The organism is Streptomyces sp. CS113 (genome assembly GCF_002188365.1).
GTDB classification, from domain to species: Bacteria; Actinomycetota; Actinomycetes; order Streptomycetales; family Streptomycetaceae; genus Streptomyces; species Streptomyces tendae.
The window spans coordinates 6,676,414-6,697,295 of record NZ_KZ195574.1 but is presented as its reverse complement, the minus strand read 5'-3'; the positions used below and the strand labels follow the sequence as shown (position 1 = coordinate 6,697,295).

Annotated in this window: 20 protein-coding genes; 13 read left to right on the top strand and 7 right to left on the bottom strand. The window is 72.1% G+C overall.

The annotated features are described in order from the left end of the window. Positions 1-140: 140 nt before the first annotated feature. Positions 141-1,499 carry a CynX/NimT family MFS transporter gene (locus B9W62_RS30065; protein WP_179235741.1) on the bottom strand — a complete coding sequence of 453 codons (1,359 nt, stop codon included), beginning with the start codon at positions 1,497-1,499 and terminating at the stop codon, positions 141-143. 58 nt (positions 1,500-1,557) lie between these two features. Between B9W62_RS30065 and B9W62_RS30060 the strand changes: the two genes are divergently transcribed. Continuing rightward, the gene (locus B9W62_RS30060) at positions 1,558-2,250 is read left to right on the top strand and encodes a FadR/GntR family transcriptional regulator (RefSeq protein ID WP_087810090.1); all 693 of its coding nucleotides are present in this window, start codon (positions 1,558-1,560) and stop codon (positions 2,248-2,250) included. A 112-nt stretch (positions 2,251-2,362) separates the two neighbouring features. Here B9W62_RS30060 and fabI read toward each other — a convergent pair whose 3' ends face one another. Beyond that, on the bottom strand, positions 2,363-3,130 hold the full coding sequence (gene fabI, locus B9W62_RS30055; protein ID WP_087810089.1) for an enoyl-ACP reductase FabI: 768 nt from the start codon (positions 3,128-3,130) through the stop codon (positions 2,363-2,365). Between the two features lie 5 nt (positions 3,131-3,135). Further along, positions 3,136-3,840, bottom strand: coding sequence for a 3-oxoacyl-[acyl-carrier-protein] reductase (gene fabG / locus B9W62_RS30050; RefSeq protein ID WP_003977008.1), 705 nt, complete (start codon positions 3,838-3,840; stop codon positions 3,136-3,138). Positions 3,841-4,115: 275 nt separating this feature from the next. On the opposite strand from fabG, the gene B9W62_RS30045 reads away from it, so the two are divergent. The 3 genes from B9W62_RS30045 to tyrS all read left to right on the top strand — a co-directional run bounded on the left by B9W62_RS30045 (position 4,116) and on the right by tyrS (position 8,378). Further along, positions 4,116-5,639 carry a TldD/PmbA family protein gene (locus B9W62_RS30045; RefSeq protein WP_087810088.1) on the top strand — a complete coding sequence of 508 codons (1,524 nt, stop codon included), beginning with the start codon at positions 4,116-4,118 and terminating at the stop codon, positions 5,637-5,639. Further along, on the top strand, positions 5,636-7,030 hold the full coding sequence (locus B9W62_RS30040; RefSeq protein WP_087810087.1) for a metallopeptidase TldD-related protein: 1,395 nt from the start codon (positions 5,636-5,638) through the stop codon (positions 7,028-7,030). The genes B9W62_RS30045 and B9W62_RS30040 overlap by 4 nt, the downstream gene beginning before the upstream one ends. A gap of 79 nt (positions 7,031-7,109) precedes the next feature. Beyond that, positions 7,110-8,378, top strand: a complete 1,269-nt coding sequence (gene tyrS, locus B9W62_RS30035) for a tyrosine--tRNA ligase (RefSeq protein ID WP_087810086.1) — start codon at positions 7,110-7,112, stop codon at positions 8,376-8,378. 83 nt (positions 8,379-8,461) lie between these two features. On the opposite strand, the gene B9W62_RS30030 is transcribed toward tyrS, so the two are convergent. Beyond that, positions 8,462-8,743 carry a GlsB/YeaQ/YmgE family stress response membrane protein gene (locus B9W62_RS30030; RefSeq protein ID WP_087810085.1) on the bottom strand — a complete coding sequence of 94 codons (282 nt, stop codon included), beginning with the start codon at positions 8,741-8,743 and terminating at the stop codon, positions 8,462-8,464. Positions 8,744-9,006: 263 nt separating this feature from the next. Between B9W62_RS30030 and B9W62_RS30025 the strand changes: the two genes are divergently transcribed. Both B9W62_RS30025 and B9W62_RS30020 read left to right on the top strand, forming a co-directional pair. Next, entirely contained in the window at positions 9,007-9,405 is a 399-nt protein-coding gene (locus tag B9W62_RS30025) for a DUF3099 domain-containing protein (protein WP_179235740.1), read from the top strand. A gap of 222 nt (positions 9,406-9,627) precedes the next feature. Beyond that, a complete protein-coding gene (locus B9W62_RS30020; protein ID WP_087810083.1) occupies positions 9,628-9,858 on the top strand; it encodes a hypothetical protein in 231 nt (76 codons plus the stop codon). A gap of 20 nt (positions 9,859-9,878) precedes the next feature. On the opposite strand, the gene moaA is transcribed toward B9W62_RS30020, so the two are convergent. The 3 genes from moaA to B9W62_RS30005 form a co-directional block, all read right to left on the bottom strand. After that, a complete protein-coding gene (gene moaA, locus B9W62_RS30015) occupies positions 9,879-10,868 on the bottom strand; it encodes a GTP 3',8-cyclase MoaA (protein WP_218781994.1) in 990 nt (329 codons plus the stop codon). 190 nt (positions 10,869-11,058) lie between these two features. Next, a complete protein-coding gene (locus tag B9W62_RS30010; RefSeq protein ID WP_087810081.1) occupies positions 11,059-12,693 on the bottom strand; it encodes a solute symporter family protein in 1,635 nt (544 codons plus the stop codon). Next, positions 12,690-13,046 carry a DUF485 domain-containing protein gene (locus B9W62_RS30005; protein ID WP_087810080.1) on the bottom strand — a complete coding sequence of 119 codons (357 nt, stop codon included), beginning with the start codon at positions 13,044-13,046 and terminating at the stop codon, positions 12,690-12,692. The genes B9W62_RS30010 and B9W62_RS30005 overlap by 4 nt, the downstream gene beginning before the upstream one ends. A gap of 354 nt (positions 13,047-13,400) precedes the next feature. On the opposite strand from B9W62_RS30005, the gene B9W62_RS30000 reads away from it, so the two are divergent. From B9W62_RS30000 to B9W62_RS29970, 7 genes are all read left to right on the top strand, one after another. Further along, the gene (locus B9W62_RS30000; protein WP_087810079.1) at positions 13,401-14,939 is read left to right on the top strand and encodes a S8 family serine peptidase; all 1,539 of its coding nucleotides are present in this window, start codon (positions 13,401-13,403) and stop codon (positions 14,937-14,939) included. An 88-nt stretch (positions 14,940-15,027) separates the two neighbouring features. Continuing rightward, positions 15,028-15,591 (top strand): hypothetical protein, encoded by a 564-nt coding sequence (locus B9W62_RS29995; protein ID WP_087810078.1) that lies wholly within the window; start codon positions 15,028-15,030, stop codon positions 15,589-15,591. A 130-nt stretch (positions 15,592-15,721) separates the two neighbouring features. Next, complete coding sequence (locus tag B9W62_RS29990; RefSeq protein WP_087810077.1) at positions 15,722-16,741, top strand: CopD family protein; 1,020 nt, start codon at positions 15,722-15,724, stop codon at positions 16,739-16,741. A gap of 104 nt (positions 16,742-16,845) precedes the next feature. Then, complete coding sequence (locus B9W62_RS29985) at positions 16,846-17,838, top strand: DEDDh family exonuclease (protein ID WP_087810076.1); 993 nt, start codon at positions 16,846-16,848, stop codon at positions 17,836-17,838. A 96-nt stretch (positions 17,839-17,934) separates the two neighbouring features. Further along, complete coding sequence (locus tag B9W62_RS29980; RefSeq protein WP_051777537.1) at positions 17,935-18,168, top strand: hypothetical protein; 234 nt, start codon at positions 17,935-17,937, stop codon at positions 18,166-18,168. Between the two features lie 67 nt (positions 18,169-18,235). Beyond that, positions 18,236-19,027, top strand: a complete 792-nt coding sequence (locus tag B9W62_RS29975; protein WP_087810075.1) for an SURF1 family cytochrome oxidase biogenesis protein — start codon at positions 18,236-18,238, stop codon at positions 19,025-19,027. A gap of 64 nt (positions 19,028-19,091) precedes the next feature. After that, positions 19,092-20,879 carry a glycoside hydrolase family 15 protein gene (locus B9W62_RS29970; RefSeq protein ID WP_087810074.1) on the top strand — a complete coding sequence of 596 codons (1,788 nt, stop codon included), beginning with the start codon at positions 19,092-19,094 and terminating at the stop codon, positions 20,877-20,879. Positions 20,880-20,882: the final 3 nt, after the last annotated feature.

Below are 20,882 nucleotides of genomic sequence, written 5' to 3'. Positions count from 1 at the left end.
ACCGCTCCCGGCGGGCCACCGGCCGGGACCGGCCCGCCGTCCGGCCGGTCAGAGGGCGGCCGTCCGGCCGGTCAGAGGGCGGCCGTCCGGCCGGTCAGCGGGCGGCCGTCCGGCCGGTCAGCGGGCGGCCGTCCGGCCGGTCAGCGGGCCGCCTCGTCCTCCACCGTGCGGTTGCGCCCGGCCAGGACGCCCACCACGATCTGCGGCACCATCAGCGCGCTCATCAGGGCGATCGGCAGTCCCCAGCCGCCGCTGTGCTGGTACAGCACGCCCACCAGGAGCGGGCCCGGGATGGAGATGAGGTAGCCGGTGCTCTGCGCGAAGGCGGACAGCTGGGCGACGCCCGCCCCGGTCCTGGCCCGCATCCCGACCATGGTCAGCGCCAGCGGGAAGGCGCAGTTGGAGACACCGAGCAGCAGGGCCCAGGCCCAGGCGCCGCCGACCGGCGCGAAGTACAGACCGGCGTATCCGGCGAGCCCGCACACGCCCAGGACCACCACGATCGGACCCTGGTGGGGCAGGCGGGTCGCCACGCGCGGGATGACGAAGGCGAGCGGCACGCCCATCACCATGATGACGGCGAGCAGCAGTCCGGCGGTGCCGGCGGAGACGCCCGAGTCCCGGAAGATCTGCGCCATCCAGCCCATCGTGATATAGGCGGCGGTGGCCTGGAGACCGAAGAAGACGGCGAGCGCCCAGGCCGTGCGGCTGCGGGTGATGCGCAGCGGGGGCTGTTCCGCGGACTTCCCGCCCTCCGGGCCCGACCCCGGCTGCGGCGCGGACGGCACCGTGGCGGCCGGCGCCTTCCGGTTCCGTACGAACGGAATCCAGGGCAGGACGGCCAGCGCGGGCAGCACGGCCCAGACCGCGAGGCCGGGCTGCCAGTGACCGCCCAGCGCGTCGGTCAGGGGCACGGTCGCCGCCGCGGCGACGGAGGTGCCGAAGGCGAGGGCCATCGAGTACAGGCCGGTCATGGAACCGACGCGGTCGGGGAAGTAGCGCTTGACGATGACCGGCATCAGGACGTTGCTGACCGCGATGCCCATCAGCGCCAGGGCGGTGGCGGCCAGGAAGCCGCCCGTGCCGCCGGCGTACGGGCGTATCAGCAGGCCCGCGGTGATGGCGACCATGCCGGCGCAGACCACCGCGCCGGGCCCGAAGCGGCGGGCCAGCCGGGGGGCGGTGACCCCGAAGACGGCGAAGCAGAGCGGCGGCACGGAGGTGAGCAGTCCGGCGATGCTGCCGCTCATGCCGAGGCCGTCGCGGACCTCCTCCAGGAGCGCGCCCAGGCTCGTGATGGCGGGGCGCAGGTTCACCGCGGCCAGGACGATGCCGAGCATGAGCAGCCGGGTCGTCCACGTCGTCCACGCGCGCGTGGCGGTCGCCTCGCCGGGTACCTCGGGCACGCCGCTCTCGGCAGGCGCCTGCACGCGAGCCTCCGTGGGGGTTTCCGTACGTGTCTCCGTCCGGGTTTCGTCACTAGCCATGAGACCCATCATAGAATCATGGGATGATTGTCTGTCCACTCGCTCGTCCCTCCGTGTGCGAAGGTGTGCCATGCCGCTGAACCATCCCCGTCGTTCGGCACTGTCCGAGCAGGTCATCGCGGCGCTGCGGCAGCAGATCGCCTCGGGCGAGTGGCCGGTCGGGTCCCGCATTCCCACGGAGCCCGAGCTGGTCGAGCAGCTCGGCGTCGCCCGGAACACGGTCCGCGAGGCCGTCCGCGCGCTGGCCCACAACGGTCTGCTGGACATCCGCCAGGGCTCCGGCACGTACGTCGTGGCGACCAGCGAGCTGGCCGGCGTGATGCAGCGCCGCTTCGCCGACGCCGATCCCCGGCACATCGCCGAGCTGCGTTCCACGCTGGAGTCGGCCGCCGCACGCCTGGCCGCCGAGCGGCGCACGGAGCGGGACCTCAAGCAGATCGACGGGCTGCTGCTGCGCCGGGAGGAGGCCTGGGAGTCGGGTGACGCGGAGGCCTTCGTGTCGGCGGACGCCACGTTCCACCTGGCCGTCGTGGCCGCCTCGCACAACGACGTGATGACGGCGATGTACGCGGACCTGGGCGAGGTGATGCGGGACTGGCTGCGCGGCGACGTGGGCGAGGGCATGTCCCCGGCGATGCACATGGACCACGCCCGGCTGGTGGACGCGATCCGCGCGGGCGACGCGGCGACGGCGGCCGAGGAGGCGGCGGCTTATCCGTTCGTGTGCCGGCCGGCGCTGTTCTCCCCGCCCTCGGGCGACTGACCCGCGCCACCGCGGTGACACGCCCGCCGCACCACCGCGGTGACACGCCCGCCGTGACGGCGCGAGGGCCCGCACCCCGTACGGGATGCGGGCCCTCGGGCGAGGCGGCGGGTCAGGCGCCGATGGCGTGCAGACCGCCGTCGACGTGGACGATCTCCCCCGTGGTCTTCGGGAACCAGTCGCTCAGCAGCGCGACGATGCCGCGGCCGGCCGGCTCCGGGTCCTTCAGGTCCCACTCCAGCGGGGAGCGGGTGTCCCACACGGACGCCAGCTCGCTGAAGCCCGGGATGGACTTGGCGGCCATGGAACCGATCGGGCCCGCCGAGATCAGGTTGCAGCGGATGTTCTGCTTGCCCAGGTCACGGGCCATGTAGCGGCTGGTGGCCTCCAGCGCGGCCTTGGCCGGGCCCATCCAGTCGTACTGCGGCCAGGCGAACTGCGCGTCGAAGGTGAGGCCGACGACCGAACCGCCGTTCTGCATCAACGGCAGGCAGGCCATGGTCAGCGACTTCAGGGAGAACGCCGACACGTGCATGGCGGTGGCGACCGACTCGAACGGCGCGTTGAGGAAGTTGCCGCCGAGGGCGTCCTGCGGGGCGAAGCCGATGGAGTGCACGACGCCGTCGAGGCCGCCCAGCTCCTCGCCGACGACGTCGGCGAGCCGGGCGAGGTGCTCCTCGTTGGTGACGTCCAGCTCGATGACCTTGGCGGGCTTCGGCAGCTTCTTGGCGATGCGCTCGGTCAGGGTGGGGCGGGGGAACGCGGTCAGGATGATCTCGGCGCCCTGCTCCTGGGCCAGCTTCGCGGCGTGGAAGGCGATGGAGGACTCCGTCAGCACGCCCGTGATCAGGACGCGCTTGCCCTCGAGAATTCCGCTCATGGTGATCAGTGACCCATTCCCAGTCCGCCGTCAACGGGGATGACGGCTCCAGTGATGTACGAGGCGTCGTCCGAGGCGAGGAACCGCACCGTCGCGGCGATCTCCTCCGGCCGCGCGTACCGCCCCAGCGGCACCTGCGACACGATGTTGGCCCGCTGCTCGTCGGTGAGCACCTTGGTCATGTCGGTGTCGACGAAGCCGGGCGCGACGACGTTGAAGGTGATGTTGCGCGACCCCAGCTCACGGGCGAGGGAGCGCGCGAAGCCGACCAGGCCGGCCTTGGAGGCGGCGTAGTTCGCCTGCCCCGCGGAGCCGAGCAGCCCGACGACCGACGAGATGAGGACGACGCGGCCCTTCTTGGCGCGCAGCATGGCGCGGTTGGCGCGCTTGACGACGCGGAAGGTGCCGGTGAGGTTGGTCTCGACGACGGAGGTGAAGTCCTCCTCCGACATGCGCATCAGGAGCTGGTCCTTGGTGACGCCGGCGTTGGCGATCAGGACCTCGACGGGACCGTGTGTCTCCTCGATCTCCTTGTAGGCCTGCTCCACCTGCTCGGTGTCGGTGATGTCGCACTTGACGGCCAGGAAGCCCTCCGGCGGCTCACCCGAGCGGTATGTGATCGCGACCTTGTCGCCGGCGTCGGCGAAAGCGCGGGCGATGGCGAGGCCGATGCCCCGGTTTCCTCCGGTGACGAGAACCGAGCGGCTCAACGGATCACCCTTTCCCTAGCGGTCGTCCACCCGTCCGTTCACCCGTACGGCGGGCGGGGGCGGCAGGCGGCTTCCTCGGAAATCTATCGGTCCCCGGCCTCCCTCAGAGACTCGGGCACCCACAGTGGCTTACGGGGCTGTCTGTCGGATCCCTACAGAACCGGTCCCCGGCGCGGCGGGAAAGGTGTGGTCGCCGGATCGCCGACGCGACATGATGCGGCGCAGCCCCCGGTGTCGCGGCAGACGACCGGTCACGTCGACAGAAAGAGACGCAGGTGCCTCACAGCATCGACCAAGCCTTCACGGCACTCCCCCTACGCGCCCTCGCCGACGCCGCCCTCGCCCGTGCGCGTGCCCTCGGCGCGGAGCACGCGGACTTCCGCCTCGAGCGGGTGCGCAGCGCGTCCTGGCGGCTCAGGGACGCCCGGCCCGCCGGGTCCTCGGACACCACCGACCTCGGGTACGCGGTGCGGGTGGTGCACGGCGGTACGTGGGGGTTCGCGTCCGGCGTGGACCTGACCCTGGACGCCGCGGCCAAGGTCGCCTCGCAGGCGGTGGCGATGGCGAAGCTGTCGGCGCAGGTGATCAGGACCGCCGGGTCGGACGAGAGGGTGGAGCTGGCCGCCGAGCCCGTGCACGCCGACCGGACGTGGATCTCGGCGTACGAGATCGATCCCTTCACCGTGCCCGACGAGGAGAAGTCGGCCCTGCTGGCCGACTGGAGCGCGCGGCTGCTGGCGGCGGACGGGGTCGACCACGTGGACGCCTCGCTGCTCACCGTGCACGAGAACAAGTTCTACGCCGACACCGCCGGGACCGTGACCACCCAGCAGCGGGTGCGGCTGCACCCGGTGCTCACCGCCGTGTCGGTGGACGACTCCAGCGGCGAGTTCGACTCCATGCGCACGCTGGCGCCGCCGGCCGGGCGGGGCTGGGAGTACCTGACCGGGACGGGCTGGAACTGGGACGCGGAGCTGGCCGAGATCCCGGAGCTGCTCGCGGAGAAGATGCGCGCGCCGAGCGTCGAGGCGGGGCTGTACGACCTGGTCGTCGACCCGTCGAACCTGTGGCTGACCATCCACGAGTCCATCGGGCACGCCACCGAGCTGGACCGCGCCCTCGGCTACGAGGCCGCCTACGCCGGCACCTCCTTCGCCACCTTCGACCAGCTCGGCAAGCTGCGCTACGGCTCCGAACTGATGAACGTCACCGGCGACCGCACCGCCGAGCACGGCCTGGCGACCGTCGGATACGACGACGAGGGCGTCGAGGGCCAGTCCTGGGACCTGGTGAAGGACGGCACGCTGGTGGGTTACCAGCTCGACCGGCGGATCGCGAGGCTCACCGGGTTCGAGCGGTCCAACGGGTGCGCCTACGCCGACTCCCCCGCGCACGTGCCGGTGCAGCGGATGGCCAACGTGTCGCTGCGCCCGGATCCGGGCGGGCTGTCGACCGAGGACCTGATCGGGAGCGTGGACCGCGGGATCTACGTCGTCGGGGACCGGTCCTGGTCCATCGACATGCAGCGCTACAACTTCCAGTTCACCGGTCAGCGGTTCTTCCGGATCGAGAACGGGCGGCTCGCCGGACAGCTGCGGGACGTGGCGTACCAGGCGACGACCACCGACTTCTGGGGGTCCATGGCGGCCGTCGGCGGCCCGCAGACGTACGTCCTGGGCGGTGCCTTCAACTGCGGCAAGGCCCAGCCGGGGCAGGTCGCGGCCGTCTCGCACGGCTGCCCGTCCGCCCTCTTCAAGGGAGTCAACATTCTGAACACCACCCAGGAGGCCGGTCGATGAGCGTCCGCAGCAGCAAGCCGCACGAGATCGTCGAGCGGGCGCTGGAGCTGTCCCGGGCCGACGGGTGCGTCGTCATCGCCGACGAGGAGTCCACCGCCAACCTGCGCTGGGCGGGCAACACGCTCACCACCAACGGCGTCACGCGCGGGCGCACGCTGACGGTCGTCGCCACCGTCGACGGGCGGGAGGGCACCGCGTCCGGGGTCGTGTCGCGCTCGGCGGTGACCGTGGACGAGCTGGAGCCCCTGGTGCGGGCCGCCGAGGCCGCCGCACGGGGCGCCGGACCGGCCGAGGACGCGCAGCCGCTGGTCACGGGCGGGCCGGCGGCGCCGGACTTCACCGACGCGCCCGCCGAGACCTCGTCGGCGGTGTTCGCCGACTTCGCCCCGGCGCTCGGGGAGGCGTTCGCCCGCGCGCGTGCGGGCGGGCGGGAGCTGTACGGGTTCGCGAACCACGAGATGACGTCGACGTACGTGGGCACCTCGACGGGGCTCAGGCTGCGGCACGACCAGCCGAACGGGACGCTGGAGCTGAACGCCAAGTCGCCGGACCGGACCCGGTCGGCGTGGGCGGGGCAGGCCACCCGGGACTTCAAGGACGTCGACCCGGCGGCCCTCGACGCCGAGCTGGCCGTACGGCTCGGCTGGGCCGAGCGCCGGGTGGAGCTGCCCGCGGGGCGCTACGAGACGCTGCTGCCGCCCACCGCGGTCGCGGACCTGCTGATCTACCAGTACTGGTCGGCGTCCGGTCGGGACGCGGTCGAGGGGCGCACGGTGTTCTCCAAGCCCGGCGGCACCCGGGTCGGCGAGCGGCTGGGCGCACTGCCGCTGACGCTGCGCAGTGATCCGCACGAGCCGGGGCTGGAGAGCGCGCCGTTCGTGGTCGCGCACTCCTCGGGCGGCGACCAGTCGGTGTTCGACAACGGGCTGCCGGTGACGGCGACCGACTGGATCCGCGCGGGTGAGCTGCACCGGCTGACGACCACCCGGCACAGCGCGGGGCTGACCGGGCTGCCGGTGGCGCCCGCGGTCGGCAACCTGATCCTGGACGGCGGCGACCCCGACCGCTCCCTGGCGGACATGGTCGCGGGCACGGAGCGCGGGCTGCTGCTGACCTGCCTCTGGTACATCCGCGAGGTCGACCCGGCGACGCTGCTGCTGACCGGGCTGACCCGGGACGGCGTCTACCTCGTGGAGCACGGCGAGGTCGTCGGCGAGGTGAACAACTTCCGGTTCAACGAGTCGCCGGTGGACCTGCTGGGGCGGGCCTCGGAGGCCGGGCGCACGGAGAGGACGCTGCCCCGGGAGTGGGGCGACTGGTTCACCAGGGCCGCGATGCCGGCGCTGCGGGTCCCCGATTTCAATATGAGCTCTGTCAGCCAGGGCGTATAACCTCGTACCTGATTTGCGAGACCACTCGACACGACTCGATACGTCTCGATACAGGACCAGTCAAGGAGACACGAGAACCGTGACGGACATCGTCGACGAGCTGAAGTGGCGCGGGCTGTTCGCCCAGTCCACCGACGAGGACGCTTTGCGCAAGGCGCTCGCGGACGGTCCCGTCACGTTCTATTGCGGTTTCGACCCGACCGCGCCGTCCCTGCACGTGGGGCACCTGGTGCAGGTACTCACCGTGCGCCGGCTCCAGCAGGCCGGGCACCGGCCGCTGGCGCTGGTGGGCGGGGCCACGGGTCAGATCGGCGACCCGCGTCCGACCGCGGAGCGCACGCTGAACTCGCCGGAGACCGTCGCGGGCTGGGTCCAGCGGCTGCGGGGCCAGATCGAGCCGTTCCTGTCCTTCGAGGGCGAGAACGCCGCGGTGATGGTCAACAACCTCGACTGGACCGAGGGCCTGTCGGCGATCGAGTTCCTGCGGGACATCGGCAAGCACTTCCGGGTCAACAAGATGCTGACCAAGGACTCCGTCGCCCGGCGTCTGGAGTCCTCCGAGGGCATCAGCTACACGGAGTTCAGCTACCAGCTGCTCCAGGCGATGGACTTCCTCCAGCTCTACCGGAGGTACGGCTGCACGATGCAGCAGGGCGGCAGCGACCAGTGGGGCAACCTCACGGCCGGCCTCGACCTGCTGCACCGCCTGGAGCCGGACGCGTCCGTGCACGCCTACGCGACCCCGCTGATGACCAAGGCGGACGGCACCAAGTTCGGCAAGACCGAGGGCGGCGCCGTCTGGCTCGACCCGGAGATGACCACGCCGTACGCGTTCTACCAGTTCTGGCTGAACGTGGACGACCGGGACATCTCGACGTACATGCGGATCCTGTCCTTCCGCTCCCGTGCGGAGCTGGAGGAGCTGGAGCGGCAGACCGAGGAGCGGCCGCAGGCGCGGGCCGCGCAGCGCGCGCTGGCCGAGGAGCTGACGACGCTGGTGCACGGCGCCGACCAGACGGCCGCCGTGATGGCCGCGTCCAGGGCTCTCTTCGGCCAGGGCGAGCTGGCGGAGCTGGACGAGCGGACGCTGGCTGCGGCCCTCTCCGAGCTGCCGCACGTCCGGGTCGCCGAGCCGGCCCCGGTCGTCGACCTGTTCGCCGAGGTGGGCCTGGTGGCCAGCAAGTCCGCCGCGCGCCGCACGGTGAAGGAGGGCGGCGCCTACGTGAACAACGCCAAGGTCACCGGCGAGGACGCCGTCCCCGCCAAGGAGGACCTGCTGCACGGACGCTGGCTGGTGCTGCGCCGCGGCAAGAAGAACCTGGCCGCGGTGGAGGTCACCGGCGCCTGAGCGGGCGCACACGCGAGGGGCGTGCTCCGCAGCCGCACGGCTGCCGGAGTCCGCCCCTTCGCCCTGCCGGGTCCCGGGGGCCGTCAGGCCCGTTCGCGCCGCTTGTTGCCGCGCATCGCCGTGTAGGCCGCGTCACCGAGGCCGACGACGATGATCGCGGCCACCAGCTGGAACAGGTGCCGCCACCAGTCGATGCCGGAGGTCGCGTCGACGCCGGCCGCGCGGGCGATGGCGTTGCCGACGATCGCGCCGATCATGCCGCAGATGGTGGTCAGCCACAGCGGCATGTGCTGCTTGCCGGGAATGATCGCCTTGGCGATCAAGCCGAGCACGAATCCCACGATGATCGCCCACAACCAGCCCATGGCTGCCTCCTCGTCCGGCTCTACGCGAGCATTGCCACCAGTGTTCGGCCGTACCGCGTACGGCGCATGCCGCGTACCGCCGAACGGGGTACGGGCGGCTCCGCCGGGCGGCGCAGGCGGTGCGGCCGGACCGGAGGCGACCCGGTCTCGTGGGCGGAGCGGGCGCGGCGTAACCTGGGGAGTTGTCCGGGACCGGAGTCCCCGAGCGGCCGCGGACGAGAGCGGGGCGGGGAGAGTCCGATACGGGCGGATGGTGGAACCAGATGCGGAAGCAGAGTGCCGGCGGCAGTGCCGAGGTGTTCCGGATCACCGGAGCCCGGACGGGCCTCCAGGAGGACGTGCGCGGGCGGCAGCGGCGGTACATCATCTCGATGTCGATCCGTACCGCGTCGGTGATCCTCGCGGTATGCCTGTGGAACGTGGAACGGCACGTCGCGATCGTGGCCCTGGTCCTCGGGGCGGCCCTGCCGTACATCGCGGTCGTGATCGCCAACGCCGGGCGTGAGAACGCGCCATCCTTGCCGTCGACGTTCGTGACGGCGCCGACCCCGCCGATGATCATGCCGCCGCGGGCCGGGGGCGGTGCGGCGGAATCCGTCCCGGAGGGCGCCGCCGCCGATCCGGCGCCGGGTGCGGGCGGCGATTCGCGCGGCCGGCCGTGACCGCTGCGCCGCTTCCCGGTGGCGTCGATTCCACGCCAGGCCGAAGAAATGCTCAGATGAATCGTGTGGTTCCGGTGCCGGGCGGCGGGTGGGCCGTGACATACTTCGTACGCGCTCCGCATCCCCCGTCGGAGCGACGGACCGACGCCGGGCAGCTCCCCCCGTGGCTGCTCGGCGTCGCCTTGTGTGGGGGCCCTGTGCGTGGATCTGTGAGACCAACCTGTGAGTGACGAAACCACCCCGATCTGCTCCGCCAAGGGCTGCCGCACCCCCGCCGTGTGGGTGCTGGCGTGGAACAACCCGAAGCTGCACACCCCGGAACGCCGCAAGACGTGGATCGCGTGCGACGAGCACCGCGAGCACCTGTCCCAGTTCCTCGGGGTGCGGGGTTTCCTGAAGGACGTGGTCCCGCTCGCCGAGTGGGAAGCGCCCGAGGACTCCGGCCGCTCCTAGGACCGGCCCCCGGCCTCGACTCAGCCTCCGATCGCCGACATCGGGCGGTCGGGCTGGACGAACGTCGGGTCGTCGAGGCCCGCGCCCGCCTTCTTGCCCCACATGGCCAGCCGCCAGATGCGGGCGATCTCCTCGTCGGGGGCGTCGGAGCGCAGGGCCGCGCGCAGGTCGGTCTCCTCGGTGGCGAACAGGCAGGTGCGCACCTGGCCGTCCGCGGTCAGCCGGGTGCGGTCGCAGGCCGAGCAGAACGGGCGGGTGACGGACGCGATGACGCCGACGCGGTGCGGGCCGCCGTCCACGAGCCAGCGTTCGGCCGGGGCCGAGCCGCGCTCCTCGGACCCCTCGGCGGTCAGCTCGAAGCGGGTGCGCAGGGAGGCCAGGATGTCACCGGCGGTGACCATGCCCTCGCGCTTCCAGCCGTGCTGGGCGTCCAGGGGCATCTGCTCGATGAACCGCAGTTCGTAGTCGTGCTCGACGGCCCAGGCCAGCAGGTCGGGGGCCTCGTCGGCGTTGAGCCCCGGCATCAGGACGCTGTTGACCTTGACCGGGGTCAGTCCGGCCTCGCGGGCGGCCTCCAGGCCCTCCAGGACGTCCTTGTGGCGGTCCCGGCGGGTGAGGGTCTTGAAGACGTCGGGGCGCAGGGTGTCCAGGGAGACGTTGACCCGGTCCAGGCCCGCCGCCTTCAGGGCCGCGGCCGTGCGCCGGAGGCCGATGCCGTTGGTCGTGAGCGACATCTGGGGGCGGGGCTCCAGGGCCGCCACGCGCTCGACGATGCCGACCAGGCCGGGGCGCAGCAGCGGCTCGCCGCCGGTGAAGCGGACCTCCTCGATGCCGAGGGAGGTGACCGCGATGTCGATGAGGCGGACGATCTCGTCGTCCGTGAGCAGATCGGGCTTGGCCAGCCACTGGAGGCCCTCTTCGGGCATGCAGTAGGTGCAGCGCAGATTGCAGCGGTCGGTGAGCGAGACCCTCAGGTCGGTGGCCACTCGGCCGTAGGTGTCGATGAGCACGTGGGCCCCCTCCCTCGACGCGGATCGGCGGAGCACTTCTCTCCTCCGACACCGTCGAGCCTACGTGACCGGTCGGACATCGACATCGGCCCGAACCCACGACGCGCGACGCGGCCGCGTCGTAGGGATCTACGAGCGGCCGCGTCGGTGCGGGTCGGGCGCGGGGCCCACAGGGGGTCCGGCGGGGGCGTCAGTGCGCTCCGGTGCCGGTCAGGGACCGGACCTCCAGCTCCGCGTACTTCGCCTTGTCCGGCTCCTCCTTGGACAGGACCGTGCCGAGCCAGCCCATCAGGAAGCCGAACGGGATCGAGATGATGCCCGGGTTCTTGAGCGGGAACCAGGCGAAGTCGACGTCCGGGAACATCGCCTTGGGGTCGCCGGAGACGACGGGCGAGAACAGCACCAGGCCGACGGCGACGATCAGGCCGCCGTAGATCGACCACAGGGCGCCCTGCGTGGTGAACCTCTTCCAGAACAGGCTGTAGAGGATCGTCGGCAGGTTGGCGGACGCGGCGACGGCGAAGGCCAGCGCGACCAGGCCGGCCACGTTCAGGTCCCGGGCGAGGGCGCCGAGCGCGATGGAGACGATGCCGATGAAGACGGTCGCCCAGCGGGCCGCCCGCATCTCCTCCTTCTCGGTGGCCTGCCCCTTGCGGATGACGTTGGCGTAGATGTCGTGCGCGAAGGACGAGGACGAGGCGAGGGTGAGGCCGGCGACCACGGCGAGGATGGTCGCGAAGGCCACCGCCGAGATCGTGGCGAGCAGGATCGCGCCCCAGGCCGAGTCGACGCCTCCGACGTGCAGCGCGAGCAGCGGCGCGGCCGTGTTGCCGGACGGGTTGGACTCGGTGATCTCCTTCGGCCCGACGAGCGCCGCCGCGCCGAAGCCGAGGGCGATGGTCATCAGGTAGAAGGCGCCGATGATGCCGATGGCCCAGTTCACGGACTTACGGGCGGCCTTGGCGTTGGGCACCGTGTAGAAGCGGATCAGGATGTGCGGCAGGCCGGCGGTGCCGAGCACCAGGGCGATGCCCAGGGAGATGAAGTCGAGCTTGGTGGTGCCCGTCGCGCCGTACTGGAGGCCGGGCTCCAGGAAGGCGGAGCCCGCGCCGCTGTTCTCCGCGGCCTTGCCGAGCAGGTCGGAGATGTTGAAGTCGAACTTCAGCAGCACCAGGAAGGTGATCAGGATGGTGCCGCCGATCAGCAGCACGGCCTTGACCATCTGGACCCAGGTGGTGCCCTTCATGCCGCCGATGGTGACGTACACGATCATCAGGACGCCGACGAGGGCGACGATGAGGATCTTGCCCGCGTCGGAGGTGATGCCGAGCAGCAGCGAGACCAGGACGCCCGCGCCCGCCATCTGGGCCAGCAGGTAGAAGATCGAGACGACGATCGTGGAGGTGCCCGCCGCGGTGCGCACGGGCCGCTGGCGCATGCGGTACGCGAGGACGTCGCCCATCGTGTAGCGGCCGGAGTTCCGGAGCGGCTCGGCGACCAGGAGCAGGGCCACCAGCCAGGCGACCAGGAAGCCGATGGAGTACAGGAAGCCGTCGTAGCCGAAGAGGGCGATGGCGCCGGCGATGCCGAGGAAGGACGCCGCCGACATGTAGTCGCCGGAGACGGCGAGGCCGTTCTGGAAGGCGCTGAACTGGCGGCCGCCCGCGTAGAAGTCGGCCGCGTCCTTGGTCTGGCGGCCCGCCCACACGGTGATGCCGAGCGTGGCGAGCACGAAGACCGCGAAGAGCGTGATGATCAGCGGCCGGTGCTCGCTCGCCTCGTTGGCGGCCAGCTCGGCGGCGAATACGGACTGTGCGGGGCTCATGCGCCGCCCTCCATCCGGGACTTGATGGCCTCGGCCTTGGGGTCGAGCTTCGCGGCGGCGTGCCGCGAGTACCACCAGGCGATGAGGAACGTGGTGACGAACTGGGCGATGCCGAAGACGAACGCGACGTTGATGTTGCCGAACAGCTTGGTGCCCATGAAGCCGCCGGCGTAGTTCGACAGCAGCACGTACAGCAGGTACCAGGCCACGAAGGCGACGGTCAGCGGGAACGCGAAGGAGCGGAAGGAGCGGCGCAGTTCGGCGAACTCAGCGCTCTGCTGCACTTCGGAGAACTCCTCGGCGGACGGAAGCGGGCGTTCCCCTTTCGCGGGGGGTGGTACGTCGGTGGCCACGGAGTCTCCTCGTACGACGGACATGACGGCTTGGACCTCGGTGTTCTCGCAGGGAACCGATCGTGCTCGGGTTCCCTGTCCAACGACACGGCGCCCCGCGGGGACCGGTTCAACACCCGTGGCACTTTCCGAAGTCGTCCTCGGCGGGTCATTGCTGGCCAGCGACTTCGGGGGATAACTTCGCCCTGCACCACTACGTCATGTACCTGCCCGGCCCGTTTCACCCGTGCCCGGGCAGGTGCTGTTTGCCGGATGATGTGGAGACCCCATGGATCATCTGCGCTTCCCGCGCGACCCGCGCTCCAGACGCGGGCTCGTTTCCCGAGCTTTCCCGACGGACTGGAGACATCACGCATGACCGCTCCCCTCTCGCGTCACCGCCGTGCCCTCGCGATTCCGGCGGGCCTGGCCGTGGCCGCGTCGCTCGCGTTCCTGCCGGGCACCCCGGCCGCCGCGACCCCCGCGGCCGAGGCCGCCCCCTCGACGACGGCGGACGCGACCTCGCTCAGCTACGTCGTCAACGTCGCCCCCGGGCACCGTCCTTCGGCCACCGTGCGGCGGGCGATAGCCAAGGCGGGCGGCACGATCGTCACGTCGTACGACCGGATCGGCGTGATCGTCGTCCACTCCGCCAACCCCGACTTCGCCCAGACCGTCCGCAAGGTGCGCGGCGTGCAGTCGGCCGGCGCCACCCGCACCGCGCCGCTGCCCTCGGCCGCCACCACCGACACGGGCGCGCCCCAGGTGCTCGGCGCCGAGGAACTGGCCGCCGCCAGGGCCTCCTCCGCGAAGGCCGGCAGCCAGGACCCGCTGGAGTCGCTCCAGTGGGACCTGCCCGCCATCAAGGCGGACAAGGCGCACGAGAAGTCGCTGGGCAGCAAGAAGGTGACCGTCGCCGTCATCGACACCGGCGTGGACGACACCCACCCGGACATCGCCCCGAACTTCGACCGGCAGGCGTCCGTCAACTGCGTGGCGGGCAAGCCGGACACCGCCGACGGCGCCTGGCGGCCGAGCGCGGCGGAGAGCCCGCACGGCACCCACGTGGCCGGCGAGATAGCCGCCGCCAAGAACGGCGTCGGCATGACCGGTGTGGCGCCCGGGGTGAAGGTCGCCGGCATCAAGGTCTCCAACCCCGACGGCTTCTTCTACACCGAGGCCGTGGTCTGCGGCTTCATGTGGGCGGCCGAGCACGGCGTCGACGTGACGAACAACAGCTACTACACCGACCCGTGGTACTTCAACTGCAAGGACGACCCGGACCAGAAGGCACTCGTCGAGGCCGTCTCGCGGGCCTCGCGGTACGCGGAGAAGAAGGGCGCGGTCAACGTCGCCGCGGCCGGCAACGAGAACTACGACCTCACCTCGGACGAGATCACCGACCCGTCCTCGCCGAACGACACCACGCCCGGCGACCGGACGGTCGACCCGTCGAAGTGCCTGGACATCCCGACCCAGCTGCCCGGCGTCGTGACGGTCGCGGCGACCGGTGCGAAGGGCCTCAAGTCGTCCTTCTCCAACCACGGCCTCGGCGTCGTCGACATCGCCGCGCCCGGCGGCGACTCGACGGCCTACCAGACCCCGGAGCCGCCCGCCACCAGCGGTCTGATCCTGGGCACGCTGCCCGGCGGCAAGTGGGGCTACATGGCCGGTACGTCGATGGCCTCGCCGCACGTCGCGGGTGTCGCCGCCCTCATCAAGTCGACGCACCCGCACGCCTCCCCCGCCATGGTGAAGGCCCTGCTGTACGCCGAGGCCGACGCCACGGCGTGCACCAAGCCGTACGACATCGACGGCGACGGCAAGGTCGACGCGGTGTGCGAGGGCCCGAAGAACCGCAACGGCTTCTACGGCTGGGGCATGGCCGACGCACTGGACGCGGTGACCTGGTAGCCGGTACGCGCAGGCGCACGTGACGCGGGGGCGGCGGCCCGGTTTCCACCCGGTCCGCCGCCTCCCGCCGTGCGGCAGTATCTGCGTCATGGAGACCTACGAAGACCCCGCCACCTGGGCGCCCGAACCGGTGCGCCCCCGCTGGTCGCTGGCCCTGAGGTTCGTCGCGACCCTGCTGTTCTTCCCGCTGCTGTGCGCGTTCTGGCTGGCGGTGGCCGTGGTCCTCTTCGTGGTGGGTCTGTTCGCCGACGCGATCGCGGCGGTCAGCGAGGGCTTCGAACGCGGCTACATGCGGTTCATGGACGACACCCTCGGCGGGATCGCCCGGCTGGGTGCGTGGTGTGTGACGTGGCCCGAGCTGCGGCACGAGGGGGACGTCCCCTACTACCGGGCACGGGTCGAGAAAGTGGTGGGCAACTGGACCAGGCAGGCCTCCGCCCCGCGCGAGCCGAAGAAGGCGCGGCCGCCCGTGGAATGCGCGATACCGCGGCGCGTCTACCGCGGGACGGGCGGACGGTACGTCGCCGAAGTCGCCCTCGCCCAGGGGTGGGAGCTGCGGCCCACGGACGTGCGCAAGGAGGTGCGGCTGTGGTGGTCGGCCGCTTCCCGCCCGCAGGACGCCTCCGCGGCCGACGCGGCGGCGGACTCATGACGGCGACGGCTGACTCCTGACGGCGACGGCGACGGCGACGGCGACGGCGACGGCGACGGCGACGGCGACGGCGACGGCGACGGCGACGGCGGAACTTGCCCGGATCTGGTGACTTGGTGAAGATCCTGGGGTGACCTCGATACGCCCCCCGTCCCGGCCCACCGGCACCGGCACCGGCACCGGACGCCACTCGCGGCCCTCCGGGACGGGCCGGACCGTGGCCGTACTCGTGCTGGTGGTGCTGGGCGCACTGATACCCGTGCTCGGCCCGTCCCCCGCCCTGCACGGCACCGGGGAGGCCGAGGCTCCCGGCACCGGCGGCATCGCCCTGCTGCGCACGGTGCTCTTCGCCGCGCTGAGCGTCCCGCTCGGCGAACTCTTCGTGAACCGCCTGGCCCGGTCGCTGCCCGGCGCTCCCGCGGACCGGCCCCGCAGCTGGTCGCCGTACGCGGCCGCCGCCGGTTTCGCCGCCGCCCTCGGGCTGGCCTCGGTGGTGGCCACGGGCAACCTGGTGCCGGGCTCCGCCGCGGACGTCGACGTCGGCGGTCTCTACGCCTCCCGCGACGGCAAGCTGGCGCTCCTGGAGGTCAACGGATTCCTCGCGGCCTGGCTGTGCGCGACCTCGCGCCGGCCCGGACTCCAGGTGTGGCCGCTGGCCGCGGTGATCGTCGCGGACGCGTTGCGCGCGCACCCCAACACCGAGTACAGCCCGCTGCTCGGCTCCGGTCTGACCCTCGTCCATCTGACGTGCGCCTCGCTGTGGGTGGGCGGTCTGCTGTACGCGCTGCGGACCCTGCGGCGGTGGCGGGGAGCCGAGGCGGGGCCGGCCCTGCTGGGGCTCTACGCGCGCGTGGCGGCCGTCCTGCTGGCGGTCCTCACGGCGACCGGGGTGGGCAGTTCGCTGCGCCGGATGCCGGCGGGCACGATCCTGGACCAGCTGACGGACACCGCGTACGGGCGGGTCCTGCTCGCCAAGGTGCTCCTGGTGGCCGCCGTCGCCGCCCTCGCGCTCTGGGCCAGGATCCGGCTGGGCCGCGCGGCCGATCCGCTGACCGCCTGCTCCCCCGCGCGCGCGGAGGTCGCCGCGCTGGGCGTGGTGGTCGCGGTGTCGGGGCTCCTGACGGCCCTTCCGGTGCCGATCCGGTGGTGAGCGCGCGCACGGGGCGCCGCAACGCTCCTTCGGTGCCCGGAACTTGACGGCACGGGGCCCCTGCGGGACCGGAGTGTCGGTCCCGGCCCGTATCCTCATTGACCATGCTCGAAGACCGTACGACCGCAGCGCCGTCCGCCACGGCGTGGCCGACCGCGTATCCGCAGGGGTACGCGGTCGTCGACGTGGAGACCACCGGCCTGGCCCGCGACGACCGCATCATCTCGGCGGCCGTCTACCGGCTGGACGCCCGCGGCGAGGTCGAGGACCACTGGTACACCCTGGTCAATCCGCAGCGGGATCCGGGGCCGGTGTGGATACACGGTCTGACGAGCGAGGTGCTCCGGGACGCGCCGCTCTTCCCGGACGTCGCCGAGGAGTTCGCGGCCCGGCTCGACGGGCGCGTCCTCGTCGCGCACAACGCGGTCTTCGACTGGCAGATGATCGCCCGCGAGTACGCGCGCGCGGAGCGCGAGGCACCGGTGCGTCAACGGCTGTGCACGATCGCCCTGTCCAAGGCCCTGGACCTGCCGCTGCCCAACCACAAGCTGGAGTCGCTGGCCGCGCACTTCGGCGTCGTGCAGCAGCGGGCGCACCACGCGCTGGACGACGCGCGGGTGCTGGCGGAGGCGTTCCGGCCGAGCCTGCTCGCCGCGGCGGCCGGGGACGTGCGGCTGCCGCTGCACGAGTGCCGGCCGCTGACCGAGTGGTCGGACCGGCCCGCGCCCCGGATCGGGCAGCAGGCGGGCTACGGGAGCTACCGGCCGAACAGCTGGCGCCCCTCCCGCAAGAGGCCCTCGTGCCCCTATCCCAACCCGGGCCGGTACGAAGCGGGCAAACGGCTCAAGCAGGGCATGCGGGTCGCCTTCTCGGGTGACACCTCCGTCGAGCGCGACCTGCTGGAGGACCGCGCCGTGGAGGCGGGGCTGCACGTCGCGACCAGCCTGTCCCGGCTGACCAGCCTGCTGGTCACCAACGACCCGGACTCGGGGACCTCCAAGGTGGTCAAGGCCCGCCAGTTCGGCACGCCGGTGGTGGACGAGGCGGCCTTCGGGCAGCTGCTCGCGGACGTCGAGCCCGCGGACGCCACACCCTGAGGGCGCGGGCCGCAAAGCCGTGCGGACGGGTGATTCCGGGCGACTCGCCCGGCGCCCGTCGGCCCGCGTTCGCGGCGACGGCCCACCCTGTGGCGCATGGCGACATGCGAAGTCTGCGGCAACAACTACGGAATGTCCTTCGAGGTCCACGCCCAGGGAGCGGTGCACGTCTTCGACTGCTTCTCCTGCGCGATCCACCGGATGGCCCCGATCTGCGAGCACTGCCGGGTGCAGATCATCGGCCAGGGCGTGGAGGTCGACGGGCACTGGTTCTGCGGCGCCCACTGCGCCCGCGCGGAGGGGAGGGCGGGCATCGTCGACAAGGTCTGAGCACGCCGCCGGGCGCGAGCCCGTACCCGCCGCGTGACGCCCCACGACCGAGTTGTACCGTCGTGGGGTGTACCGCTTCCTGTTGTCCCGCCAGTGGGTGATCCTCACGCTGGTCGCCGTGCTGCTCATCCCCACGATGATCAAGCTGGGCTTCTGGCAGATGCACCGCTACGAGGAGCGCACCGCCCGCAACGACCTGGTCGCGCACGCGCTCGAGGCGTCACCGGTGCCCGTGGAGTCGCTGACCGCGCCCGGCGAGAAGATCACCACGCGTGAGCGGTACCGCACCGTCACCGCGAAGGGCAGCTTCGACACGGACCGCGAGGTCGTGGTCCGCCGCCGCACCGACGGCGACGACAACATCGGCTACCACGTACTGACCCCGTTCGTGCTGAACGACGGCAAGGTCCTGCTGGTCAACCGGGGCTGGATCCCCGCGGACGGCCCGAGCCAGACCGCGTTCCCGAAGATTCCCGCGCCGCCCCGGGGCGAGCTGACCCTCACCGGGCGGCTGATGCCCGACGAGACGACCGAGGCGAGCGGCATCAAGGACCTCGAGGGCCTCCCGGACCGGCAGATCATGCTCATCAACAGCGAGCAGCAGGCCGAGCGCCTGGACGCCCGGGTGCTCGGCGGCTACGTGGTCCTGAAGACTCCCGAGCCGAAGAACGACACCCCGAAGGCGATCGGCAGGCCCGGCAACGAGAACGCCGCGCTGAACTTCGCCTACGCGATCCAGTGGTGGCTGTTCGCCGCGGCCGTGCCGGTCGGCTGGTGGTTCCTGGTCCGCCGGGAGAAGCGCGACCGGGAGAGCGCCGAGGACGTCGAGCCCGCGGAGCCGGAACCCGTGGCGGTATAGCCCCGCGGCGGGCGGGCGCGGGCGGATCCGATTGCTCCGGCTCCGGCCGGGAAGAGGTCAACCCGTGCACCCCCACATCGAGGACTACGCGCTCATCGGCGACCAGCAGACCGCGGCCCTGGTCTCCACGGACGGCTCCGTGGACTGGCTGTGCCTGCCCCGCTTCGACTCGGCCGCCTGCTTCGCCAAGCTGCTCGGCGACGAGGACAACGGCCACTGGCGCATCGCCCCCGTGGGCGCCGAACGCTGCACACGGCGTGCCTACCGGCGGGACACCCTCGTCCTGGACACCGAGTGGGAGACCGAGGACGGCGCGGTCCGCGTCACCGACCTGATGCCCCAGCGCGACCGCGCCCCCGACCTCGTCCGCATCGTGGAGGGCCTGCGCGGCGAGGTCACCGTGCGCAGCGCGCTCCGGCTGCGCTTCGACCACGGCTCGATCGTTCCGTGGGTGCGCCGGGCCGACGGGCACCGGGTGGCCGTCGCCGGACCGGACTCGGCGTGGCTGCGCAGCGAGCCCGAGGTGCACAGCTGGGGCCAGGACTTCGGGACGCACGCCGAGTTCACGGTCGCCGCGGGAGAGAAGGTCGCGTTCGTGCTGACCTGGCACCCCTCGCACGAGCCCCGGCCGCCGCTGATCGACCCGTACATGTCGCTGGAGCACAGCGTCGAGGACTGGCGCGAGTGGGCGGCGCGCTGCCGCTACGACGGTCCGCACCGGGACGCCGTGGTCCGCTCCCTGATCACGCTGAAGGCACTCACGTACCAGCCCACCGGCGGCATCGTGGCCGCCCCCACCACCTCGCTGCCGGAGGAGCCGGGCGGCGTGCGCAACTGGGACTACCGCTTCTGCTGGCTGCGCGACTCCACGCTCACCCTGGGCGCCCTGCTCTCGGCGGGCTACCTGGAGGAGGCCGAGGCATGGCGCGACTGGCTGCTGCGCGCGGTCGCGGGCAACCCGGCGGACCTTCAGATCATGTACGGCGTGGCGGGCGAGCGCCGGCTGCCCGAGTCCGAACTGCCGTGGCTGTCCGGCTTCGCCGGTTCCGCGCCCGTGCGCATCGGCAACGACGCGGTGAACCAGCTCCAGCTGGACGTGTACGGCGAGGTCATGGACTCCCTGTCGCTGGCCCGGCTGGCGGGGATGCGGCCCCGGCCGCAGATGTGGGAACTCCAGTGCGCCCTCATGGACTTCCTGGCCACGGTGTGGCGGGAACCGGACGAGGGGCTGTGGGAGGTGCGCGGCGGGCGCCGGCAGTTCGTGCACTCGAAGGTGATGACGTGGGTGGCCCTGGACCGGGCGGTGCGCACGCTGGAGGACCGTCCCGAGCTGGGCGGCGGCGACCTCGACGGCTGGCGGGCGCTGCGCGACGAGGTGCACCGCGAGGTGTGCGAGAAGGGCTACGACCCGGTGCGCAACACCTTCACCCAGTACTACGGCTCGCGGGAGCTGGACGCCTCGCTGCTGCTCGTGCCGCGGGTGGGCTTCCTGCCGCCGGACGACCCGCGGGTGGTCGGCACGGTCGACGCGGTCGGCGCGGAGCTGACCCGGGACGGTCTGGTGCGGCGCTACAGCACCGAGGGCGATCCCGTGGACGGACTGCCGGGCGGCGAGGGGACGTTCCTGGTGTGCTCGTTCTGGTACGCGGACGCGCTGCACGCGACCGGCCGGACGAAGGAGGCCCGGGAGCTGTTCGAGCGGCTGGTGGGGCTCGCCAACGACGTGGGGCTGCTGGCCGAGGAGTACGACCCGGTCTCCGGCCACCAGCTCGGCAACTTCCCGCAGGCCTTCAGTCACGTCGGCCTGGTGAACACGGCCCTCGCCCTGTTCGGGGGCGAGGGGGCAGGATAGGGG

What these genes read in the sequence shown, in the direction of transcription:
- B9W62_RS29980 (WP_051777537.1), top strand. Translation starts at nt 17,935, where the DNA reads ATGGCGACATGCGAAGTCTGCGGCAACAACTACGGAATGTCCTTCGAG.
- fabI (WP_087810089.1), bottom strand. Translation starts at nt 3,130, where the DNA reads ATGAGCGGAATTCTCGAGGGCAAGCGCGTCCTGATCACGGGCGTGCTG.
- B9W62_RS29985 (WP_087810076.1), top strand. Translation starts at nt 16,846, where the DNA reads ATGCTCGAAGACCGTACGACCGCAGCGCCGTCCGCCACGGCGTGGCCG.
- B9W62_RS30065 (WP_179235741.1), bottom strand. Translation starts at nt 1,499, where the DNA reads ATGATGGGTCTCATGGCTAGTGACGAAACCCGGACGGAGACACGTACG.
- B9W62_RS30030 (WP_087810085.1), bottom strand. Translation starts at nt 8,743, where the DNA reads ATGGGCTGGTTGTGGGCGATCATCGTGGGATTCGTGCTCGGCTTGATC.
- B9W62_RS30010 (WP_087810081.1), bottom strand. Translation starts at nt 12,693, where the DNA reads ATGAGCCCCGCACAGTCCGTATTCGCCGCCGAGCTGGCCGCCAACGAG.
- B9W62_RS30025 (WP_179235740.1), top strand. Translation starts at nt 9,007, where the DNA reads ATGCGGAAGCAGAGTGCCGGCGGCAGTGCCGAGGTGTTCCGGATCACC.
- B9W62_RS30040 (WP_087810087.1), top strand. Translation starts at nt 5,636, where the DNA reads ATGAGCGTCCGCAGCAGCAAGCCGCACGAGATCGTCGAGCGGGCGCTG.
- B9W62_RS29995 (WP_087810078.1), top strand. Translation starts at nt 15,028, where the DNA reads ATGGAGACCTACGAAGACCCCGCCACCTGGGCGCCCGAACCGGTGCGC.
- B9W62_RS30060 (WP_087810090.1), top strand. Translation starts at nt 1,558, where the DNA reads ATGCCGCTGAACCATCCCCGTCGTTCGGCACTGTCCGAGCAGGTCATC.
- B9W62_RS30000 (WP_087810079.1), top strand. Translation starts at nt 13,401, where the DNA reads ATGACCGCTCCCCTCTCGCGTCACCGCCGTGCCCTCGCGATTCCGGCG.